Annotated in this window: 22 protein-coding genes and 1 other annotated feature; of the genes, 5 read left to right on the top strand and 17 right to left on the bottom strand. The window is 45.3% G+C overall.

All coding sequences use genetic code 11. From position 1 onward, the window contains the following. Nucleotides 1–16: 16 nt before the first annotated feature. The 13 genes from hpt to proS all read right to left on the bottom strand — a co-directional run bounded on the left by hpt (nucleotide 17) and on the right by proS (nucleotide 11336). A complete protein-coding gene (hpt, locus tag WJ238_RS05920) occupies nucleotides 17–544 on the bottom strand; it encodes a hypoxanthine phosphoribosyltransferase (protein ID WP_230104945.1) in 528 nt (175 codons plus the stop codon). Then, entirely contained in the window at nucleotides 528–1958 is a 1431-nt protein-coding gene (gene tilS / locus WJ238_RS05925; protein WP_337606419.1) for a tRNA lysidine(34) synthetase TilS, read from the bottom strand. The genes hpt and tilS overlap by 17 nt, the downstream gene beginning before the upstream one ends. 29 nt (nucleotides 1959–1987) lie before the next feature. Then, the gene (locus WJ238_RS05930) at nucleotides 1988–2119 is read right to left on the bottom strand and encodes a hypothetical protein (RefSeq protein ID WP_337606420.1); all 132 of its coding nucleotides are present in this window, start codon (nucleotides 2117–2119) and stop codon (nucleotides 1988–1990) included. After that, complete coding sequence (locus tag WJ238_RS05935) at nucleotides 2104–3510, bottom strand: SpoIIE family protein phosphatase (RefSeq protein WP_337606421.1); 1407 nt, start codon at nucleotides 3508–3510, stop codon at nucleotides 2104–2106. Before WJ238_RS05935 ends, WJ238_RS05930 begins: the two co-directional genes overlap by 16 nt. A 154-nt stretch (nucleotides 3511–3664) precedes the next feature. Beyond that, on the bottom strand, nucleotides 3665–3988 hold the full coding sequence (locus WJ238_RS05940; RefSeq protein ID WP_230104942.1) for a septum formation initiator family protein: 324 nt from the start codon (nucleotides 3986–3988) through the stop codon (nucleotides 3665–3667). Between the two features lie 67 nt (nucleotides 3989–4055). Next, nucleotides 4056–4391, bottom strand: a complete 336-nt coding sequence (yabQ, locus tag WJ238_RS05945; protein ID WP_337606423.1) for a spore cortex biosynthesis protein YabQ — start codon at nucleotides 4389–4391, stop codon at nucleotides 4056–4058. Between the two features lie 4 nt (nucleotides 4392–4395). Continuing rightward, nucleotides 4396–4680, bottom strand: a complete 285-nt coding sequence (gene yabP, locus WJ238_RS05950) for a sporulation protein YabP (RefSeq protein ID WP_230104941.1) — start codon at nucleotides 4678–4680, stop codon at nucleotides 4396–4398. Between the two features lie 49 nt (nucleotides 4681–4729). Continuing rightward, nucleotides 4730–4969 (bottom strand): RNA-binding S4 domain-containing protein, encoded by a 240-nt coding sequence (locus WJ238_RS05955; RefSeq protein ID WP_230104940.1) that lies wholly within the window; start codon nucleotides 4967–4969, stop codon nucleotides 4730–4732. An 81-nt stretch (nucleotides 4970–5050) separates the two neighbouring features. Continuing rightward, complete coding sequence (gene hbs, locus WJ238_RS05960) at nucleotides 5051–5326, bottom strand: non-specific DNA-binding protein Hbs (RefSeq protein WP_230104939.1); 276 nt, start codon at nucleotides 5324–5326, stop codon at nucleotides 5051–5053. Between the two features lie 193 nt (nucleotides 5327–5519). Further along, nucleotides 5520–7256, bottom strand: coding sequence for a phospho-sugar mutase (locus tag WJ238_RS05965; protein ID WP_230104938.1), 1737 nt, complete (start codon nucleotides 7254–7256; stop codon nucleotides 5520–5522). Nucleotides 7257–7363: 107 nt separating this feature from the next. Further along, a complete protein-coding gene (locus tag WJ238_RS05970; RefSeq protein ID WP_230104937.1) occupies nucleotides 7364–8353 on the bottom strand; it encodes a CotS family spore coat protein in 990 nt (329 codons plus the stop codon). Between the two features lie 90 nt (nucleotides 8354–8443). After that, the gene (locus WJ238_RS05975) at nucleotides 8444–9781 is read right to left on the bottom strand and encodes a CCA tRNA nucleotidyltransferase (protein WP_416387404.1); all 1338 of its coding nucleotides are present in this window, start codon (nucleotides 9779–9781) and stop codon (nucleotides 8444–8446) included. A 112-nt stretch (nucleotides 9782–9893) separates the two neighbouring features. Next, the gene (gene proS, locus WJ238_RS05980; RefSeq protein WP_230104935.1) at nucleotides 9894–11336 is read right to left on the bottom strand and encodes a proline--tRNA ligase; all 1443 of its coding nucleotides are present in this window, start codon (nucleotides 11334–11336) and stop codon (nucleotides 9894–9896) included. Nucleotides 11337–11480: 144 nt separating this feature from the next. After that, nucleotides 11481–11693: a binding site (T-box leader), on the bottom strand. Between the two features lie 197 nt (nucleotides 11694–11890). On the opposite strand from proS, the gene WJ238_RS05985 reads away from it, so the two are divergent. Continuing rightward, nucleotides 11891–12667, top strand: coding sequence for an RluA family pseudouridine synthase (locus WJ238_RS05985; protein WP_337606427.1), 777 nt, complete (start codon nucleotides 11891–11893; stop codon nucleotides 12665–12667). A gap of 127 nt (nucleotides 12668–12794) precedes the next feature. On the opposite strand, the gene spoVG is transcribed toward WJ238_RS05985, so the two are convergent. From spoVG to WJ238_RS06000, 3 genes are read right to left on the bottom strand one after another with little or no spacing between them, the layout of a single operon-like run. Next, nucleotides 12795–13082 carry a septation regulator SpoVG gene (spoVG, locus tag WJ238_RS05990; protein ID WP_230104933.1) on the bottom strand — a complete coding sequence of 96 codons (288 nt, stop codon included), beginning with the start codon at nucleotides 13080–13082 and terminating at the stop codon, nucleotides 12795–12797. Nucleotides 13083–13127: 45 nt separating this feature from the next. Further along, on the bottom strand, nucleotides 13128–14246 hold the full coding sequence (gene glgD, locus WJ238_RS05995; RefSeq protein WP_230104932.1) for a glucose-1-phosphate adenylyltransferase subunit GlgD: 1119 nt from the start codon (nucleotides 14244–14246) through the stop codon (nucleotides 13128–13130). Further along, complete coding sequence (locus WJ238_RS06000) at nucleotides 14243–15517, bottom strand: glucose-1-phosphate adenylyltransferase (RefSeq protein WP_230104931.1); 1275 nt, start codon at nucleotides 15515–15517, stop codon at nucleotides 14243–14245. The genes glgD and WJ238_RS06000 overlap by 4 nt, the downstream gene beginning before the upstream one ends. A gap of 217 nt (nucleotides 15518–15734) precedes the next feature. Here WJ238_RS06000 and murC point away from each other — a divergent pair, with 217 nt between their 5' ends. The 4 genes from murC (at nucleotide 15735) to prs (ending at nucleotide 20513) form a co-directional block, all read left to right on the top strand. Then, complete coding sequence (gene murC / locus WJ238_RS06005) at nucleotides 15735–17111, top strand: UDP-N-acetylmuramate--L-alanine ligase (RefSeq protein WP_337606428.1); 1377 nt, start codon at nucleotides 15735–15737, stop codon at nucleotides 17109–17111. A 129-nt stretch (nucleotides 17112–17240) separates the two neighbouring features. Continuing rightward, nucleotides 17241–18287, top strand: a complete 1047-nt coding sequence (locus tag WJ238_RS06010; protein ID WP_337606429.1) for a DnaD domain protein — start codon at nucleotides 17241–17243, stop codon at nucleotides 18285–18287. 30 nt (nucleotides 18288–18317) lie between these two features. Next, the gene (locus WJ238_RS06015) at nucleotides 18318–19307 is read left to right on the top strand and encodes an ATP-binding protein (protein ID WP_316267697.1); all 990 of its coding nucleotides are present in this window, start codon (nucleotides 18318–18320) and stop codon (nucleotides 19305–19307) included. A 21-nt stretch (nucleotides 19308–19328) separates the two neighbouring features. Then, nucleotides 19329–20513 carry a ribose-phosphate pyrophosphokinase gene (gene prs / locus WJ238_RS06020; protein ID WP_230104928.1) on the top strand — a complete coding sequence of 395 codons (1185 nt, stop codon included), beginning with the start codon at nucleotides 19329–19331 and terminating at the stop codon, nucleotides 20511–20513. 13 nt (nucleotides 20514–20526) lie between these two features. Here prs and WJ238_RS06025 read toward each other — a convergent pair whose 3' ends face one another. Then, nucleotides 20527–21795 (bottom strand): aminotransferase class I/II-fold pyridoxal phosphate-dependent enzyme, encoded by a 1269-nt coding sequence (locus WJ238_RS06025; protein WP_316267698.1) that lies wholly within the window; start codon nucleotides 21793–21795, stop codon nucleotides 20527–20529. Nucleotides 21796–22311 lie beyond the last annotated feature (516 nt).

The raw sequence follows: 22311 nt of genomic DNA on the forward strand, positions 1-22311 counted from the left end.
CCTTTGCTGCTCCTTTCTACTCCACACCTTCTACAACACCGATGTATGGCAGATTTCTGTATTTTTGCGCATAATCCAGGCCATAGCCTACAACAAATTCATCCGGTATATTAAATCCCACATAATCCACTGTTACAGGTTTTACCCTGCGCTCCGGCTTATCGAGAAGCGTACACAGTTTCAGAGATCTCGGTTTCCTTTTTTCCAGAATCTGTATCAGATAGGACAGGGTTCTTCCGGAGTCGATAATATCTTCCACGATCAGTACGTCCTTCCCTTCCAGAGATTCATCCAGATCCTTCGCGATCTTTACTACTCCGCTGGAAGACGTTCCGTCTCCATAGCTGCTTACACTCATAAAATCCATGGATACGGGCACAGTAATCCTCTTAGCTAATTCACACATAAAAAATACGCCGCCCTTCAGAACGCAGATAAGATGCACCTGCCGTCCGGCATAATCCTCACTGATCTGTCTTCCAAGCTCGCATACTCTTGCCTCAACTTCCTGTTCTGATACCAGCTCCCTAATTGTCTCCGCCATAATTTTCTCCTCCGTCTATTGTAATTTCCAGAATTTTTCTTGTACTTTCCGTCACCTCACAGGCACACCCCCGCCGATATCCTATCACCCAAAGAATATGGCTTCCGTCTGCCACAAGCAGAATATCATCCCTTTCCTTTTGGGGGATTTTTTCGTTAATAAAATACTGCTTCAGCTTCTGAGTCCTTCCTTTTCTGTCTATCGTAATATAGTCGCCAGGCCGGCGAGTCCTGATGGTAACACTATTTTTAATTATATCATAATCAAACCATTTCGTGTAGGGGGTTTGAAAAATTGTCACGTCCTGTTCTTCATGCATTTCCTTCCGATCCAGCACACGCATCTTCACCCTGTCTGCTTTTCTTGTGAGCCTTCCGTCAGACTGCTCTCTTTGCGCCCCTTCACCGCCGGATTCCCCGGCCCGGTCATTTCTCGAAATCTCCACGCCTTCATAGCATCGCCGGGCACACATCTGATAGGGCAGATCCAGTTTCCTGCCCGTCTGCTTTCGGAACAGCTCCTCTGTCTGCTCCAAATGAATACCCGCCAGATCCTTCTGGCTTCCCGCTACCTTCTCCATTACCCGGTGCAGCAGATAGGGACGCAGGGCCTCCGGAATTTTTTCAAATACTGCTTTTTGTATCAGCGCTTCTTTTTTCCCCTGATCCTCGCGGTATACTACCGCTGTTTTCTCTGCCATGCAGACTTCCCCTGCAATATGATCCCAAAGCTTCCCCATCTGCTCCATCATACTGCACGCATGATCTGTAAATCTGGGATTAATCTTTTGTTCCATGTATGGAATCATATGATTGCGGATACGGTTCCGTGTATAAGTATCCTCATAATTTGTGGCATCCATACAGTAGGAAAGCTGGTTTCTTTTCAGAAACTCCTCTATCTCTTCTCTGGAGACGCCAAGAAGGGGATGGATATATCTGCCTGCTGCCGGGCGTATCCCCCCAAGCCCTTTCAGCCCTGTTCCCCTGGCAATATTTAAAAGCAGTGTTTCTACATTGTCGTTTTTGTGGTGAGCCAGCGCAATCTTCGCTCCGCCCATTTTGTCTGCTTCCTCTTCAAATGCCTTTCGTCTTGCAGCTCTGCCCGCTTCTTCACTGGACATGCCCTCTTCCTTCGCCAGATGGACCACATCAATCCGGTACACTTCCAAAGGCACTTCCATCCCGGCGCAGAGTTTCCTTACATAGGCTTCATCTTCATCAGCGGCTCCTTCCCGGAGACAGTGATTGACATGGACCGCCCTGATCTCCAGACTGTATTTCTTCTTCAGCTCCAAAAGTACATAAAGCAGGCATACGGAATCTGCCCCTCCCGATACGCCTGCTATCACCTTGTCTTTTTGCTCCAGCATATTATGAATTTTTACATAATCTTCGACTTTTTTGTACATCATCTGCTCTCCCGCTTCTTTCCGCCTCATCATCAGCGAAACACCGATCCCGGTTCCGGCGTGCCAAAACACTGCGGTCCGTTATCCATAATATATAGAATTTCCGCGGAAAAAGCAAGCCGGCTCCCCGATACTTCTTCCGGTACGCCTATGATGCCTTCCATATCCCCACTGCCAGAACCGTCATATCATCTGCCGGAATCTCTCCGGAAAGTTCCAGCACCTGTTCCAATATATAGTGAGCCAGCTCTTCCGGATTACAGATAGTGGTTCCTCCGATCAGCGCTCCCAGCATGGCTTCCTGCTCTCCTACCGGAAGAGCATCCAGCACACCGTCTGTCACCATCACTACAAAATCTCCGTCTTCCAGCTGGCGTACACTTTTCTCAATCTCCAGTTCCTGCACCACTCCCACCGGAAGTGAGGCAGAGCTGATTTTCTCCACGCCTCCCCTGCTTCGTATAAATGTGACAGAAGCCCCGGCTTTCAGGATCTCACATGTTCCCTGATAAAGATCGAAAATACACATATCTACTGTAGAAAAGCGGACTTCCTCCCTGCCTGCCACCAGGGCAGTGTTCATCATACGTATTGCTGTTTCCGGCGGAAATCCTGCCCCCAGAAGTTCCTCTAAAAGTTCTACTACCATTGCGCTTTCCTTAAAGGCACTCTCGCCGGACCCCATTCCGTCCGACAGGACAACCCCTTCCTTTCCTCCCGGAAGCTCTGTCATCAGAAAAGTATCCCCCGATATCTTATCGCATCCTTTTCCGATTTTCGCAACGCCCTGCAGTGTATGAAATCCTGCCCCTTCCATAAAAACGATTGTCCGGTATTCTTCCCCGATCACAGGACGCTCTCCTTTTAAAAGGAGCATTCCCCGTCCTATGCAGGATGAAAGGACCTCGGCCGCCTCCTTGGAGGCCACACATTGTCCTCTTTGTGCCTTTAATGTCAAATGGACTTCATACCTTCCCTGTTTTGTCAGGAAAAACACGCTGCTCAAAAGTTTCAGTCCTATTCTCTTCATTCCCGCCTTTACCTTTTTCTCCAGATGGTCATCCATACAGATTCCTGCATCCAGCTCTCTTGCAGCACTTTGTATCATTTCGGCAAACGCATTCATCTGAACTGCACACCCTCTGCGATTCAGGATGATTTTGTGATTCCATACCATCCTCTGTTTTTCAACTCCGAATATTTCCAGCGTTTCCCTGAGAAATCTGGGCGCCATGACACATTTTTTCTGAAGATCTCTCTTTACTTCTATATTCATTTCCGCCCCGTATTCCTCTGCCGTCGCCAGGATCTCATATACCATCTGCCTGGTGCGGTCCCGGTTTTCTTTCAGGCACCATTCCTTTTTCTCGCAGTTTAAACACACCCTCTCCGAAACTTTTATGAACATATCTTCAAGTTCTTCCCTGGTAAAGGTCTGATGATATTCTTCCAGGCTCAAAAAGGTTTCTGACAGATGCCGGAGAGAATCTGCAAACCGGTCCATCTGTATTACATACGGATTAATAAACAACCCCTTTTCTTTTATCTCACTCATATTCATACTCTCCTGCCCCATTCATCTGCAATAGCTTTTTGTTCTATATGGCTGTAGAATAAATAAAAGATAAGCTTCAGGAATTTCTTCCCGAAGCTTATCTTTTGTATTTTCCAACTTATTTTCTGTCTGCGCGCTCCTTAGAGCGTCCATTCTACCTGGCTTTGAAAATGATCTCATTTTCATGGACCAGTCCCAGTTTGTCCTTTGCCGTCTGTTCTATGTACTCATCCGTACCAACGTAATCTTCCAGTTCACTGATTTCTTCAGCCCGGTCCTTTTCTTCCCGGATACTTGCTTCCAGCTCTTTTTCCTGGGCAATATACTCCTTATTCCTGGCCTGCAAACTGATGCTGCTTACAGACACCACCATCACAAGCAGCATGATCACAGCGCTGATCCCCAGCATACTTCTCTTATGCTGCTGCACTCTTTTTCTCTGCTGTCTTACACGATTCTTTTGTTTAATACCACTCATAATTATACTCACCCGTCTGTCAGAATCTTTCTGACTATTATGTTCTATCTTATCTTTTTTTACAGGTTTATTCAATACTTTTCTTGGAATCTCTCTTCTTTTTCCCGTACATTTTTTTTCGGACTTTTGAGATAAATTTCGACATTTGATAAAAAAAGAGTCCGCCTGCCACAACACCTAGTATAAAGTACCATCGTATACTACCATTACTGGTATGGTAAATTTGCACAAATAAATATACGGCTGTCCCCGTCCAAAAAAGAAAATCTTCTGCAGCAATGGCGGAAAGGGTATGATGCACGATTCGCCTGAACAATCTTATGCAGGTGTACGCACAATACAAAATCATTCCGGCAAGAACTGCCTCTAAAAACGCCGCTCCCTCTGCTTTGATCCCAGGCATGGCGTCACCGGAAAAGTTTGCTTAAAATATTTGCACTTTGCTTGCCCGGAGCATGCACCTCCGAGTAGGACATACTGTCTATGGTTCCCGCAAGATCCACTTCTCCCTTTTCAAGGCTTAACCGATTTACATGCAGGTCCGACCCCTTTACCATCAGCATCCCCTGCTCTGTCTCCAGCAGTATTTCATTTAAATCAAAAGACAGGACATCCAGTACTCCTGTTACCAAACTCGTTTTTCTGTTATTTACTACAAGTTTATGGCTTCTTCCGGCCTGTTTTTCTTCCATTGTCATCACAACCTTTCTTGATAATCATATGAAAGGTATGCGGAAATTATTACAAGTATTTGAACAAGTCTTTAGCCTCTTCTTTTTTTGTGGTCTCTTTTATATCCAGTACTTCCACCTTCACTGTTTTTGTTCCAAACTGGATCTCTATTATATCCCCCTCTTTTACTTTCACCGATGCCTTTGCCACATTACCGTTTACAAGGACACGGCCTGCATCACAGGCTTCATTTGCCACTGTTCTTCTTTTGATCAGCCTGGAAACCTTCAGGAATTTATCCAATCTCATTTTTATCATCCTCCTAACAAAAAGGATGGCACTGCTTTTGCAATGCCATCCCTATTATATTCCACACATAAAACTTCAGAATTATGCGTTTACAGCATCCTTTAAAGCTTTTCCAGCTTTGAATTTTGGTGCTTTGCAAGCTTCGATCTTCATTGTCTTTCCTGTCTGCGGATTTCTTCCTTCTCTTGCTGCTCTCTTGCTTACTTCAAAAGTTCCGAATCCTACTAACTGTACTTTTTCTTCTTTCTTCAGTTCTTCTGTAACTACGTCGATAAAAGCTTTCAGAGCTTTTTCAGTATCTTTTTTAGACAATTCTGCCTGTTCTGCAATTGCTGCTACTAATTCTGTTTTGTTCATGGATAACTCCTCCTTCTGTTTTATGATAGAACCTTTATTCAATTCTATTCAATCTTCAAACATTGCCATTGCAAAGCCAGCTCTCTTTGCAGCGGCGCCTTTCAATAAAGTTATACAGTTTTTCCCCTTGTTTGTCAAGGGAAAATCCCCGAAAATCCCTCTATTTCAGAGGTTTTCCGGATTTTGTGACGTTTTAAAGCATCTGGTCGATCATTGCCAGAACATCTTTGCCCATTTTTTCTGATTTCTCGTCAGAATCTGCCACAGATGTTCCTTTTACGCCATAATAGAATTTTACTTTAGGTTCCGTTCCCGACGGCCTTACACAAAGCCATGCATCGTCGCTTAAATCATAGTAAAGCACATTGGATTTCGGCAGCCCGGTTCCTGTCTTTTCCCCTGTTTCCACGTTAAGGATTTCATCTGCCTGGTAGTCTCTGGTCTTCAGAACCTGATATCCTGCCACTTCCTTCGGTGGATTCTTTCTGAGGGTATCCATGATCTCCTGGATCTTCTGCAGACCTTCAATTCCTTTCAGGGTAATAGACTGAATGGAATCTTTATAATATCCGTATTTTTCATACATATCCAGCATAGCGTCCCACAATGTTTTTCCTTTAGTCTTGTAGTACGCCGCCGCCTCGCACAGAGCCATTGTAGCAACGATAGCGTCCTTATCTCTTGCATGTGTACCGATCAGGCAGCCGTAGCTCTCCTCAAATCCAAAGAGATAGGTTCCCTTTCCGCTTGTCTCAAATCCAAGAATCTGCTGTCCGATATATTTGAACCCTGTCAACACCTCAATAAGACCGATTCCATACCCTTTTGCGATAGCATCCGCCAGATTTGATGTAACAATCGTTTTGATCAGATATCCGTCGTCCGGCAGACTTCCCCATGCAGCCTGTCGCTGTCCGATCTCATAATCCGCCAGCAGGCATCCCGACATATTTCCTGTAAGAACTTTATACTCTCCGGATTTTGTGTCTTTTACATAAACACCAAGCCGGTCTGCATCCGGGTCTGTCGCAAGAACAAGATCTGCATCCACCTCTTTTGCCAGCTTCAGTCCCAGTTCGAAAGCCTCTTCCGCCTCCGGGTTCGGATAAGATACTGTCGGGAAGTTTCCGTCCGGCAGCTCCTGCTCTTTTACAACATAAACATTTTCAAATCCAAGCTCTTTCAGCACACGCCTTGCCGGAATGTTTCCGGTTCCGTGCAGCGGGCTGTATACGATCTTCAAGTCCTTACCTACCGCATCGATCGCATCCTGATGGATCACCTGCTTTTTCAGCTCTGCAATATAACTGTCGTCAATGGCAGCCCCGATCGTCTCGTACAGCCCTGCCTCTTTTGCATCGTCAAGGCTCATGGTCTTTACGTTATTGTAATCCGTAACCGCCTTTACCTCATCCATGATCCCTTTGTCATGAGGAGGTGTGATCTGGGCGCCGTCCTCCCAGTATACTTTATATCCGTTATATTCCGGAGGATTATGGCTTGCTGTTATATTGATTCCTGCTGCACATCCCAGATGGCGTACTGCATAGGACAATTCCGGTGTTGGCCGAAGAGATTCAAAGACGTATGCCTTGATTTTGTTTGCCGCCAGGCACAGCGCCGCCTCATCTGCAAATTCCGGAGACATATTCCGGGAATCGTAAGCGATCGCCACTCCTTTTCCTTCCATTCCTTTTTTCAGGATGTAATTCGCAAGTCCTTGTGTGGCTTTGCGAACAGTATAAATATTCAGCCGATTTGTTCCTGCTCCGATGATCCCTCTAAGTCCTGCCGTACCAAACTCAAGATCCTTATAAAAACGTTCTTTTATCTCGTTCTCATCGTTTTCAATCCCTTTGAGCTCCGCTTTGGTATCCGCATCGAAATAAGGATTGGAGAGCCATTCTTCGTACTTTTCCCTGTATTCCATAATATAATACCTCCTGGTGGTTTTCTATGGTACTTATTATACAACAGGTCTTCCTCTCTTTACAAGAGAAATGCTGTTGTCAGGGCACAAGAAGGCGCTTGTTCATCCTAGCTTAGGCGAAAGGCGAAGACTGTCTCCAGAAACTGCCGTTTCTCCTCAATCTGCCGAATGGCTGTTTTTAGTTTTTCCACATTTTTCACAGAGATCCACGCTTTATTCGACCGGTAGTATGAGTCTGCCAGCTTCCAGAATTTCTCAGGATAGATGAGCCTGAGTTTCAGATAGCCTTCTTCCTCCCTTGTCAAAGGCCGGATCGCATCATAGGCATCCAGCATATGGCCGCCTGCCCTGATGTTCCACCCCTGTTTTTCCATTGCTTTTCTGAGGAAATAATAGACATCCTCTGCCTGAATGTGATAGCCGGATCTGTCAAAATTGGTCGTCGCAATTCCATCGTCTGTCATCAAAATATTATGGTAATTATAATCCCCATGGATCATCATTCCCTTTTCCCGGCATTCCTGAAAGAGTCTGTCACAGGGCATATCCTGTGCTTCTTCAAAAGCCGCTTCCGCCCACTGAAAGATTCTGTCAAAACATTTGAGAAACTCCATCTCAAACTCTCCCAGAGGTGATTGATTTCTCATAAATTTCCGTATTTTTTTCAGCTGTTGATTGTGCCGGGCATACTCATCCCGGATGCTGCATTTTGCCGCATTCTCCCCTTCAGGTATTTCCGTCATAAAACGATGCAGATGCGCAAGGTTGGCTGTCCCCTCCAAAAGTTCTTTCCCTTTTCGGATATCACATTCCCGTCCCCGGAACCAGCGCTTCAGTATATAATTTCTGCCCTCTTCCGAGGTACTGACATATTCTCCCGTCTGGTTGGGTATCAGCTGGTCTGTCCGTGCATATCCCTCCTCTTCCAGATGGCTGCACAGCTTCTGCACTGCCAGGATACGCCGCTTTGACATCCCGGCTTCCCTAAGCAGCAGGAAGCCCTGATCCGTATCGCAAAAAAATGCACCCCTTGTTTTGCGGGTGCTCTTTACTATGATTGGATATTGTTCCAATATACTTAATTCGTAATCCTGCATATTACCTTCCCCTGCACTCTACATTATCATGTTCTGTTTAATGTATGATGCCAGTTAAGGTAATATGACAGAATCCTGTGAATTGCAAAGTCATGACTGACTGTAAATCTCTTTCGCCCTTTTCAGAAGCATCTCTTTTGTGTTCCTTTCAGGCATTTCCAATACCTCTTCCAGAAGTTTGTCAAGAATCTCTCCCATTTCCCGTCCCGGACGGATCCCCTCTGTTATCAGGTCCCTTCCATTGACTGCCAGCTCCTTCACGGAAGTACACTGGTTCAGTGATAAGATTTCTTTATAAATCGCTTCCACCTTACTGATATCGTCCAGTTTCTCTCTTCTTAGATATTCGCTCTGGGCCAAAACATCTGCCCGCCGTACTTCCAGATAAAGGGGAAACAGCTCTTTTCCTATCCGGTTCATAGCCCGCCGCACATTTGCCGGGGTCGCCGGCATTCTCAGGTCATGGTAGCAGACCAGCTTTGCCGTCTTTCTAAGGGTATCATTATCAAATTTCAGGCGGCGCATGACTGTCCTGGTAATTTCCTCACTTTTGACCGCATGTCTTTTAAAATGAGCAACTCCGTCTTCATCCACAGTCTTCAGGGCCGGTTTCCCCATATCATGGAAAAACATGGTCAAGCGAAGGACTTTGTCAGGCCGTATGTTTTGCAGCGCATGAAGGGTATGTTCCCCTACACTGTACATATGATGGGGTGTCTCCTGCTCTGTCTCCATAAGCAGGTCAAATTCCGGCAGAAAGACTTTTGTAATTCCAAGCCGCCATGCTTCACGCAGAAGATCCGGCCGGTCGGAAACCAGTATTTTCACCAGCTCTGTCTGTATGCGCTCCGCACTGATATTTGCCAGCGTTCCGGCCAGTTCTCTCATCCCTTCCCTCGTCTCTTCTTCCAGATCGAACTCTAACTGCGCCGCAAAGCGGACGCCTCTTAAAATACGCAGGGCATCTTCTGAAAAACGCTCTCTTGCATTTCCTACGCAGCGGATCACTTTCCCTTCCAGATCCTTCAGGCCGCCGAATATATCCACCAGGCCTTCCTCATCATTATAGGCCATGGCGTTGATAGTAAAATCTCTTCTCTTCAAATCTTCTTTTAAGCTCCGGGTAAACGTAACTTCCCTGGGATGGCGGCTGTCCTCATATTCTCCGTCCACTCGGTATGTTGTAACCTCATAGCCCGTCCTCCCTTTCAGGACTGTGACAGTACCGTGCTCAATCCCGGTATCAAAAGTCCGCGCAAACAGGGCCTTTGTCTCCTCCGGCATAGCGGAAGTCGTAATATCCCAATCTTCCGGCATTCTTCCCAGTATAGAATCGCGCACACAGCCGCCTACCGCATAGGCTTCATATCCGTTTTTCTGCAGCGTGCATATGATATCCTTCACATCTTCCGGCATTTCGATATGGATATTCATTGTTCCTATCCCCTTTCGCTCTTAGTCATTGTAAAATATAGCATAGGAAGAAAGATTTCTGCAAGAGAAAGGACGGGGTACTTTAAACTCCCGTCCCTTCTGAATATTAATAAGATTTTCCCCAGTATGCCATATGCTTTGCAGGTTTACCGCACCAGATACATTTGTCTGAGATCATTTCCTCATCCTCGATCAAACACCTCGTTGCAGCTCCTCCTGTTGCATATTTTACTTCACCTTCACATTCCGGATCCCCGCACCAGCATGCCTTTACAAATCCACGGTTTGCCTTAAATTTCTCAACCATTTCATCCATTGTAACAGCGGTGTCAATGTGATTGTTCAAAAATTCTTCTGCTCTGTTGTACATATCCTGCTGGATCGTCTCCAGAATATCACGAAGTTTTACTGCAATCTCATCCAGGGATACGACAATCTTTTCACGTGTATCACGGCGTACGACAACAACCTGATTCTTCTCAATGTCTTTTGGTCCGATTTCAATACGGGTCGGAATACCAAGCATTTCCTGTTCGGAGAATTTCCATCCCGGACTCTTGTCGGAATCATCGATCTTCACTCTGTATCCGGCTTTCTTCAGCTCGTCAAGAAGTGCATGCGCTCTGTCAAGCACGCCTTCTTTATGCTGTGCGATCGGAATAATACGGCATTCTACAGGCGCAACGTGAGGCGGAAGTACGAGTCCGCTGTCATCACCGTGAACCATGATGATCGCTCCGATACTTCTTGTGGACCATCCCCAGGAAGTCTCATATACACTCTGAAGCTGGTTGTTCTTATCTACATATTTAATTCCGAAAGCATCCGGGAATCCGCTTCCGAAGAAATGGCTTGTTGCGGACTGAAGCGCCTTCCCGTCATGCATCAGTGCTTCAATTGTATAGGTATCCTGTGCTCCTGCAAATTTTTCATGCTCTGCTTTTCTTCCTGACACAAAAGGAATTGCCAGTGTTTCTCTGTAGCAGTCCTCATAGACATGGAACATCTGAATAGTACGGGCTTCTGCTTCCTCATAGGTCGCGTGGATCGTATGCCCTTCCTGCCACAAAAATTCTCTGGAACGCAGGAACGGTCTTGTAGTCTTCTCCCAGCGCATGACGGAATTCCACTGGTTCCATACCTTCGGCAGATCTCGATAGGATTTTACTGTTTTCGCCCACAGATCACAGAATAATGTCTCAGATGTCGGACGGATGCACATCCTTTCCTGCAGTCTTTCCATACCGCCGTGGGTAACCCATGCTACTTCCGGTGCAAAACCTTCAATATGGTCTGCTTCCTTTTCCAGCAGACTTTCCGGAATCAGAAGAGGCAGGGATACATTTTCTACTCCTGTTTCTTTAAACCGTCTGTCAAGGTCCGCCTGGATCAGCTCCCAGATAGCATATCCGTTCGGCAGATAGTTCAGACAGCCTTTTACGCTGGAATAATCACAAAGTTCTGCTTCACGCACAACGTCTGTGTACCACTGTGCGAAATTTTCATCACGTGATGTAATGTTCTTTACAAGTTTCTTTTCCTGAGCCATGATTTTTTTCTCCTTTTCTTTTTCTCTTTTTCTTTTTACGGGACCCTTGCCCCATACTGCCGGCAGTTATTCGGACATATGACCGGACGACTGCCATTGTCATATCGGGAAAAGAAAAAAGCGCCGGGCTTTTCATTTCCCTGAAAAAGGGACCGAAAAGCTCGGCGGTACCACCCTAATTAACTGCAGCCCTTCTGCAGTTCTCTCATATCATCCTTAACGCTGATGTCACGCTGTATTTTCATACAGAGGCTCCAAGGTAGGTTCATCATACTAGGAAACAGGAATCTTTCAGCCGGTGAATCCCCTCTCTTTTGATCCATTCATATGATTACTATTCCTCTTCACAGCCAATTCTGCCTTCTGCAACTATCATTGCCGGCAGATATTTTGTTTTTAACCATTCAGTTAACGATAATTTTATCGAATCCCTCTCTTTTTGTCAAGACCCGACTTTTGAATCGCTCCGATTTCTTCGGCTCATTGACACTTCTTTATTTTCTGTGATTAAATAATAAAAAAACTGTACATTCTTTTTATAAAGGAGAACCCCAATGAGTCAAAGTTCACTAAATATTCTATATGAAGATCCTTCCCTCATCGTCTGCGCCAAACCTCACGGCATAGCAACCCAGAGCAGGAATATCGGCGCCCGCGATATGGAAAGTATGCTGAAAACATACATTTATCAACATTGTTCCCCCAAAAATAAAAATTATTCCCAGACCAGAGAGCCTTATCTGGCCGTTATCCACCGACTGGACCAGCCTGTTTCCGGAATACTTGTTTTCTCAAAAACACCACAGTCTGCAAGAGCCCTGAATCTCCAGCTGCAAAAGAAGCAGTTCCGAAAATATTACCGCGCTCTCACTGACGGGATCCCTGCCAAAAATCAGGGAGTCCTTGAGGACTACCTGGTAAAAGACGGACGGACCAACACCTCAAGGATCTGCAGCCCTGACTCCCCCGGCGCCAAATACGCCCGTCTGGAATATTATACCGTTGCTGTCGGCGCGTCTCCTATTCCAGGAGACAACAGCGGACATTCTGTAAAGGAGGAATGCTTTTTTAAAAACCCTTCTTCTGATCAGGCAGAGCTGGAAATCCACCTTGACACCGGCCGTCATCATCAGATACGGGTACAGCTTGCCTCCATGGGCTGTCCCATCGCCGGTGATACAAAGTATCATTCCCTCTCCTCCAAAGCTGCCCCTCCCTCCAGGGAAACGGGTGCGATCCTGCAGCTTTGCGCCTTTCACCTGGAATTTTTCCATCCCCTCTCCGGCGCTCCTATGTCTTTTCACCTGACAGAAGATATAGGCGCAAGATGAATATAAACAAAGGCAAAATACAGACACAAACAAAATACCACAAAATACAAACCGGTATGAGATCACCACACGGATCCATACCGGTATTTTATACTTTACTTTTTATCGTTTTATCTTTTTTATGATACTACACCATTTCAGGCTCCCCAGCTGCCTCTTCATTCAGCGCTTCTTCATACCTTTCAAGAATAATATTCTGAATCCGCTCTCTTGTAGCTGAATTGATCGGATGTGCAATATCCCGGTATTCGCCGTCCAACGCTTTTTTACTTGGCATAGCTATAAAAAGCCCTTTTTCTCCTTCGATTACTTTAATGTCATGCACGACAAATTCCTCATCCATCGTAATTGACACTACCGCTTTCAGTTTTCCTTCCTTCGCAACTTTGCGCACACGTACATCTGTGATCTGCATTTCCTCTAGCCCCTTTCTTGTCAGTCAATGCACTTTGGCTTTTTCTTACAGTGCATACCTCTCATTTTTTTCGACTACAATCTTCACACCATTTTCTCCCACATGACGCGTATTGGCCCTGATGGTATCACGGCTTTCTACAATACAGTTTTCAATGTATGTATTGTCACCGAGATATACGTCATTTAAAATAATGGAATTTTTAATGACACAGTTGTTTCCCACAAAGGTCTTTTTAAACAATACGGAATTTTCTACTGTTCCGTTGATAATGGAACCGCTGGCCACAAGACTGTTCTTTACCACTGCACCCGGATTATATTTCGCCGGCGGCAGGTCGCTCACCTTGGAATAGATCCCCGGATACTGTTTAAAGAAATAATCTCTTACTTCCGGCTTCAGAAAATCCATGTTTGTTTTGTAATACGCATCCACTGTAGCTATGTTGCTCCAGTAGTCTTTTATTTTATAACCGTATATTTTTTTCAGATTTTTATATCTGATCAAAATATCAGTTACAAAATCGTGTCTTTCCTCTTCCGCACAGTGTTCAATCAGATCGATCAGCTGACGTCTTCTGATGATATAAATTCCTGTGGAAATCGTATTATAAGCCGCCATCATTGGTTTTTCTTCGAACTCTTCAATGCGCATAGTCTCGTCCATTTTCAGAGTTCCAAAGCGTGTCGCATCTTCTCCCGGCGCCAGATCCCTGCATACGATGGTAATATCTGCCTTCTTGGCGATATGATACTCCAGCACCTTGTTGTAATCCATTTTATATACAGCGTCCCCGGATGTAATGATCACATAAGGTTCATGACATTTCCTTAAAAAGTCCAGATTCTGATAAATGGCATCTGCCGTTCCTCTGTACCAATATCCGTTATCCGCTGTGATCGTCGGGGTAAATACATAAAGTCCCCCCTGCTTTCTTCCAAAATCCCACCATTTGGAGGAATTTAAATGTTCATTCAAAGAGCGCGCATTGTACTGTGTCAGCACCGCTACTTTCTGGATATGAGAGTTGGACATATTACTCAGGGCAAAATCAATCGCCCGGTAGCTGCCTGCAATAGGCATTGCCGCCACAGCCCGTTTGTTCGTCAATTCCCTCATCTTATTGCTGTTTCCGCCTGCTAAAATAATTCCTACTGCTCTCATATTCTCTCACCCGCCTTTATCAATGTCTCTCCGCTCTCCAGCATGCCTCCCGGGTAATCCTCTTTTACAGTCACTCCGCTGATCGCTGTGTTTTTCCCGATCTGCACTCCTGCCGGTATGACAGAATTTTCCCCTATCGTCACAAGCCCGAAGGAATAGATATTGGGTTTCAGAAGATTCGGCGTATCCGCTCCCGTTCCCAGAGTTACATTATCGTTAATATGAACGCCTTCTGCTATGATCGCTTTATCGATAATACATCCGGAATCTATCTTCACATCTTTCATGATAATGGAATCCCGCACAACGCTTCCCTCTCCGATAGTGACACCGGATCCGATCACACAGTTGTGAACTTCCCCATAGATTTCCGCGCCATCCCCGATAATGCTCCGGTCAATGATCGCACGCTCTGAAATATACTGTGGTGGAATAATGTCGCTGTTTGTATAAATCTTCCAAAATTCTTCATATAAATTAAATTCAGGAATAATATCGATCAGTTCCATATTGGCTTCCCAGTAAGATCCCAATGTTCCTACATCTTTCCAATATCCGTTATATTCATATGCAAACAGGCGTTGTCCATTTTCATGGCAGTAAGGGATGATATGTTTTCCAAAATCGCATCCCGGCACATCCCTCAATTCCATCAGCGCCTTTTTCAGGATAGGCCAGCTGAAAATATAAATTCCCATAGATGCAAGATTGCTTTTCGGTTCCGGAGGCTTTTCCTGAAATTCTGTAATCCTTCCGTCCCCATCGGCTACAACAATTCCAAAACGGCTTGCTTCTTCCATCGGAACCGGCATAGCTGCTATGGTAACATCTGCATGATTTTCTTTATGGTAATCCAGCATCACCTCATAGTCCATCTTGTAAATATGGTCTCCCGACAAGATCAGGACATAATCCGGATTGTAGGTTTCCATATAATCCATATTCTGGTAAATTGCATTGGCTGTTCCCGTGTACCATTCGCTGTTTGCGCTTTTCTCGTATGGCGGCAGGATGGACACCCCTCCAATATTGCGGTCCAGATCCCACGGAATACCAATCCCTATATGTGTATTAAGCCTTAAAGGCTGATACTGCGTCAGCACTCCCACTGTATCAATTCCAGAATTAATGCAGTTACTGAGCGGAAAGTCTATTATTCTGTATTTTCCCCCAAACGCAACAGCCGGCTTTGCTACTTTTGCTGTAAGGACTCCCAGTCTGCTGCCTTGTCCCCCTGCCAGCAACATTGCTATCATTTCTTTTTTAATCATGCCATCACCCCTTCTCAGTAATATAGTGTAAATTATTATACCATACTTCCGTATTTAAGTGAACATATTTTACAAAAAAAATGGCTTTTCGCGACTTTTTTTATTAATATATCACAAAAATTGTTCCTTGGCTTTTCGTACATCTCTGTTTATAATAATATAAATAAGAGTTCAAAAATATGACAGTTTTTAATCACTTAAGGAGAGATATCACATTATGTATAACATTAATTTCAATCAACCGATCCATATTCACTTTATCGGAATCGGCGGCATCAGCATGAGCGGCCTTGCCGAGATCCTTCTGAAAGAGGGGTTTGTTATCTCCGGATCTGACACTAAGGAATCCGCTTTAACAGAACATCTGGAAAAACTGGGCGCCCGCATCTTTTACGGCCAGAAGGCTTCCAATATTATAGAAGGGATAGATCTGGCAGTGTATACTGCTGCCATACATGGGGATAATGAAGAATTTGCCGAGGCACGCCGCCAGGGTATCCCCATGCTCAGCCGCGCTGAACTGCTGGGACAATTGATGAAAAATTATGATGTACCTGTGGCTATTTCAGGAACTCACGGAAAAACTACCACAACTTCCATGCTTTCTCACATTCTCCTTGCCGCAAAAAAGGATCCTACTATTTCAGTGGGCGGCATTTTGAAAGCAATCGGAGGAAACATCCGGGTAGGCAGCTCCGAGCTTTTTGTGACAGAGGCCTGCGAGTACACCAACAGCTTTCTTCATTTTTTCCCAAAGATCGCTGTCATCCTCAATATTGACGCGGATCACCTGGATTTCTTCAAAGATCTTGACGATATCCGACATTCTTTCCGCCGTTTTGCCCAGCTTCTTCCTGCGGACGGTACGCTCATCATCAATAAGGAGATCGAGCATCTGGAAGAGATCACTGACGGGCTTTCCTGCCGTGTAGTTACTTTCGGCCTGGATTCTTCCGCGGACTATTATGCGGATCAGATTTCCCACGATGAAACAGGGAACGCTGCTTTCCATGTTGTTTTCCACGGAAAAGACACGGGACGGGTAGAGCTGTCTGTCAAAGGCGACCACAACATCTGCAACGCCCTTTCTGTCATTGCAGTGGCAGATCTTCTGGATATTTCAAGAGATGACGTCTGCAGCGGTCTTCAGTCTTTTACCGGAACAGACCGGCGGTTTGAACATAAGGGCGACTGGAACGGGGTAACTGTCATCGATGACTACGCCCATCACCCGACGGAGATCAAGGCTACTTTAAAGGCTGCCGATGTTTATCCCCACCGGGAGATCTGGTGCGTATTCCAGCCTCATACCTACACCCGCACAAAAGCACTCTTCCCGGAGTTTGTGGAGGCATTATCCCACACCGACCATGTTGTCCTTGCCGACATTTATGCCGCACGGGAAACAGATACCCTGGGAATATCCTCCCAGATGCTTGCCGAAGAACTGAAGAAAAAGGGATGCGATGCATATTATCTTCCGTCTTTTGAGGCAATCGAAGATTTCTTAAAAACACATTGTCAAAAAGGAGATGTGTTGATAACTATGGGCGCCGGAAACGTTGTAAACATTGGAGAAGCGCTTTTAAAATAGCAGTTATCCACATTTTCCACAGGATTTTATCCACAAAAAAGCTGATTTTTGACGGAAAAATTTCTTTTTTGCCTGTCCACTGAATGCTATAATGAGTCTAGTATTTTTGTTATAGTAAAAGTGGGGAATATGATGAAACAAATAAAGCTGAAAAGATGCAGGCAGGATAATGCGATCCTGCTGGATCATGAATTTATCGACCAATATATGCCGGAAGCCAACGGGGAGTATGTAAAAGTTTATCTCCTTCTGCTCCGGCTTTTGAATGATACCAAGACACCGCTGACTGTTTCCGGCATAGCCGACATCCTGGACGATACAGAAAAAGATGTGATCCGCGCTCTGAAATACTGGAAGAAACAGGGAATTTTGGATTTCGACATTCTCGACACCAACGGCGGTCCCGGATCCAAAGATCACTCTTCGGACAAGGGTACGGCCGTTTCCTCTGAACCGCAGGCGGATTCTGTTCCCGGCACAGGCGGCGAGGATTCCAGCGCTCTGTCAGATAACAATATCACTCAGTTCCGCAACCGAAAGGAGTTAAAGGAGCTTCTCTTTGTCGCGGAGCAATATCTTGGAAAAACACTTTCCGCCACAGATATGAAGACGATCACTTATTTTTATGACAATCTCGGCATGTCCACGGACCTCATTGAATATCTCATTGAATACTGCGTGGAAAACGGACATAAGAGCATCCACTATATTCAGAAAGTGGCTCTGTCCTGGTCTGACCGGAAAATAAAGACCGTAGAAGATGCCAAGCGCAGTGTAGTTTCCTGCAGCAAAAGCGGTTATGCCGTACTGAAAGCTTTCGGTATTACGGGACGGGCACCAGCTGCTTCCGAAAGCGCATACATACGCCGCTGGGAAAATGATTACGGTCTGTCCCTGGAGCTGATCCTTGAGGCATGCAGCCGCACAATGTCCAGCATTCATCAGCCCAGTTTCGACTACACAGAATCGATCTTGAAAAGCTGGTATGAAAATGGTGTGAAAAACCGAAAAGATATTGAAGCGCTGGATCTTGCATATCACAAGGAAAAGGGCTCTGACAAGCGGCGGACAGCTTCCGAATCCCCCAATATATCCCGGAATAAATTCAACAATTTCGAAGGCCGGGTATATGAGGATATGGATGATCTCACACGAAAGCTGATCCAGAGCAAATAGAGCGATGATTTTCACAGAAGGGAGAATACTGTGGCACTAACCAATTCTCAATACGATCAGTTCATGCATATTTATGAACAGCGCCGGCTGGATAACGAATACCGACGGCGTAAAAGATATGAATCTGTTATTAAAAAAATACCGGAAATAAAAGCTCTGGATGATTCTATTTCCACCCTAAGCGTACAGCAGGGGCGCAGGCTTCTGGAGGGAGACGACCTTGCCTTAAGCAGCCTGAAGGAAAAGCTTCACGAACTTTCACAAGAAAAGGCAGCTCTTTTAAAAGAAGGCGGTTATCCGGCAGACTACCTCGATCTTCATTATACCTGTCCTGACTGCCGCGATACCGGCTATATCGGTACACGGAAGTGCCATTGTTTTCAGAAAGCAGTGATCGACCTGCTCTATACGCAGTCCAATCTTCAGGATATCCTGAAAAAGGAGAATTTTGACACCTGCTCTCTGGAATACTATTCGGGAAGCCACATCGATCCCCTGACAGGGCGTTCCTCTCTGGAAGCCATGCAGATTGCCCTTCGGTCCTGCCATGAATTTGTAGATACTTTTTCATCTGAATTTCGGAATCTGCTTCTTTACGGCGATACGGGAGTCGGAAAATCTTTTCTCTCCCATTGCATCGCAAAAGAGCTGCTTGATCAATCTTTTTCCGTAATTTACTTTACAGCAGCCCGACTTTTTGATATCTTTGCTAAGAACACGTTTCACCGTGAAGAAGAAGCCGAGCTGGATTACGAACACATTTACAACTGTGATCTGCTGATCATTGACGATCTGGGAACAGAAATGAGCAACCGCTTTACAGTATCACAGCTGTTTGTCTGCCTGAACGAAAGGATTTTGCGGCAGAAATCTACTCTGATCTCCACAAATCTTGCCCTGGAGGATCTGAAAAATATTTATTCGGAACGGATTTTTTCAAGAATTACCAGTTCTTATACCGTTCTTCGACTGACCGGTGACGATATTCGCATACAGAAAAAACTGATGAACAGAATATAATTTTAGGAGGTACTGTAACTTATGCTGCGCCGCACTGAACGAAACTTGGAAAACATTCCCGTTGGAGCACTTGGGATCATTGCCCTTGACGGATGCGAGGAAATGGGAAACCGGGTAAATGATTATCTGGTGAAATGGAGAAGAGAGGACGGACATATCCACAAAAACGACGTGGTTTTCAGCGGGTATGAAAGAGATAATTATCTGATCAACGCAAAGGTTCCCCGCTTCGGATCCGGAGAAGCCAAGGGTATCATCGGAGAATCCGTACGCGGAAAAGATATTTATCTTATGGTAGATGTCTGCAACTACAGCCTGACCTATTCTCTGTCCGGACACACAAACCACATGTCCCCGGACGATCACTTTCAGAATCTGAAAAGAATCATTGCCGCCATCGGAGGCAAGGGCCGGCGCCTTAACGTGATCATGCCTTTCCTTTACGAAAGCCGCCAGCACAAGAGAAGCAGCCGCGAATCCCTGGACTGCGCTCTCGCGCTTCAGGAACTGGTACGCATGGGCGTGGACAATATCATCACTTTCGACGCTCATGATCCCCGTGTACAGAATGCGATCCCTTTAAGCGGATTTGAAACTGTCCGCCCGACTTATCAGTTTGTAAAGGGACTTCTGCGACATGTAAAAGATCTTCAGATCGACAGCCAGCACATGATGGCCATCAGCCCTGATGAAGGAGCAACAGGACGCGCCGTGTATCTTGCCAACGTGCTGAACCTTGATATGGGTATGTTCTACAAACGCCGTGATTACACCCGTATCGTAAACGGACGCAATCCGATTGTTGCCCACGAATTTCTGGGGTCTTCTGTGGAAGGAAAAGACGTCATCATTCTGGATGATATGATCTCCTCCGGAGACAGTATCCTGGATGTTGCCCGCCAGCTGAAACAGCGGAAAGCAAAACGGATTTATGCCGCTGCTACCTTCGGCTTATTTACAAACGGTATGGAGAAATTTGACCAGGCCTATGAAGAAGGGATCATAAACGGAATCCTTACAACAAATCTTATTTACCAGACGCCTGAGCTTCTTTCCCGTCCGTACTATATCAACTGTGATATGAGCAAGTATATCGCGCTTATGATCGATACGCTGAACCACGACGGTTCTATCAGCAGCATTCTGAATCCTGTTGACCGCATCCAGAATGTTGTCGACAAATACCGCCGCGGCGAAGAAATCTAATATTTAAAATATATTATTTTTTCTGAAGCTTTTTAGGGTGAGTGTACACACTTTGTATGCTCACTCTTTTTTGATTATATCCATCCAGGAAACTGCCGATCTTTCTGACCGCATCAGAAAGCACCTCTTTGTCCGGCAGCATGACGATCCGGAAATGATCAGGAGCATTCCAGTCAAACCCGCTTCCCGGAACGAGAAGGATATTTGTTGCATACAGAAGGTCCCTGGCAAATTTCTTATCATCTGTGATCTGGAATTTCCGGATATCCAATTTGGGAAAAATGTAAAACGCACCGCTGTTTTTTACAAAGGAAAGTCCGTCGATCTTTTTCAACTCCTCTATTGTAGCTTTCCGCTGCTCATAAATCCTCCCGCCCGGTCTTACCATAGCTGCCGGAGTTTCCATATCCTCAAGAGCAGCCGGAATCACCATTTGTCCCAATGTATTCGCACACAAACGCATGGAGGTAAGCTTAACGACGCCCTTCTTATATTCTTCTGTCAAATGGCGGGGACCGCTTATCACCATCCAGCCGCAGCGGTATCCGCAGAGACAGTGGGATTTTGACAATCCATTCATAGTAACTACCGGAATATCTTCCGCCAGAGAAGCCAGGGAAATATGGGTGAGATCATCCATCACCAATCTGTCGTAAATCTCATCTACAAAGAGGATCAGATGAAATTCCCTTGCGATCTGGGCCAGCTGCCTTAAGACTTCTTCCGGATAAAGCGCTCCGGTAGGATTGTTAGGATTGATCACGACTAAAGCTTTTGTTTTCGGCGTGATCTTTGAGCGAATATCAGCCATGTCCGGATACCATTTTGACTGCTCATCACACAGATAGAAAACCGGCTTTCCTCCCGCCAGATACACAGAATTTCCCCACAGCGAATAGCTGGGCGCCGGCACAAGCACTTCATCATTGTCATTCAGAAGAGGCGGCAGTGCAAAGGATACCACCTCGCTGACTCCATTTCCGATAAAGACATCCTCCGGTGTAATTCCTTTGATCCCCTTCTTCCTTTCATATTCACAGATCGCTTCCCGGGATTTCTTCATTCCCTGAAAATCACAATATCCCACTCCCTCTTCCAGATGTCCGGTCAGAGCGTTTTTAATGCTTTCCGGAAGCCCAAAGCCAAAAGCGGCCGGATTTCCCGTATTGAGTTTCAGCACCGGGATACCTTCCTCCTGCATTTTCATTGCTTCCACAAAAAGCGGGCCTCTGATATCGGAATGTACGTTGCTCATCTTTTCTGCCATTTTATAATTTTCCATAATACTGCCTCCTATGTATGATCCACTTTTTTGTCCGAACAAACTTTTTATTTGCCTTTATTATATAAACCCGCTATAATATATTCAAATATCTATAATTATATATATGTTATATAGTTTTAACTATAATATCAGCATCGTTTTGACCGTTTGGTTGATTGAAATCCTTACTGCAACATTGAAGTTGTAACTGCACATTGAAAACTTTATGAAGTTGTAACTGCACGCTGTCATGAGTAACTGCAACAGTTTTAATCTGTTTTTCTAGCTTTGGATTGCTTTTTTTCGATTTTCCTTGTAAAATTTCTTAAAGGAAGGCATCACAAAACACAGACTGCATTTTTTACTTTTCGCAGAAGTTGTAAATGCACCCCGTTTGTGTTCTCTTTTTTATCGTGTCCTGCCTTCTCTAAAATTCCGGTTTACTTCTTAAACAAAGCCGGTGTAAGGGTTATGGAATTGGACGGGATTTTCTCAAGGCCCAGGAGGTTCGCAGTTTCCTGACCGTAGATCTTG

Source organism: Claveliimonas sp. (assembly GCF_037273965.1).
Classification (GTDB): domain Bacteria; phylum Bacillota; class Clostridia; order Lachnospirales; family Lachnospiraceae; genus Claveliimonas; species Claveliimonas bilis.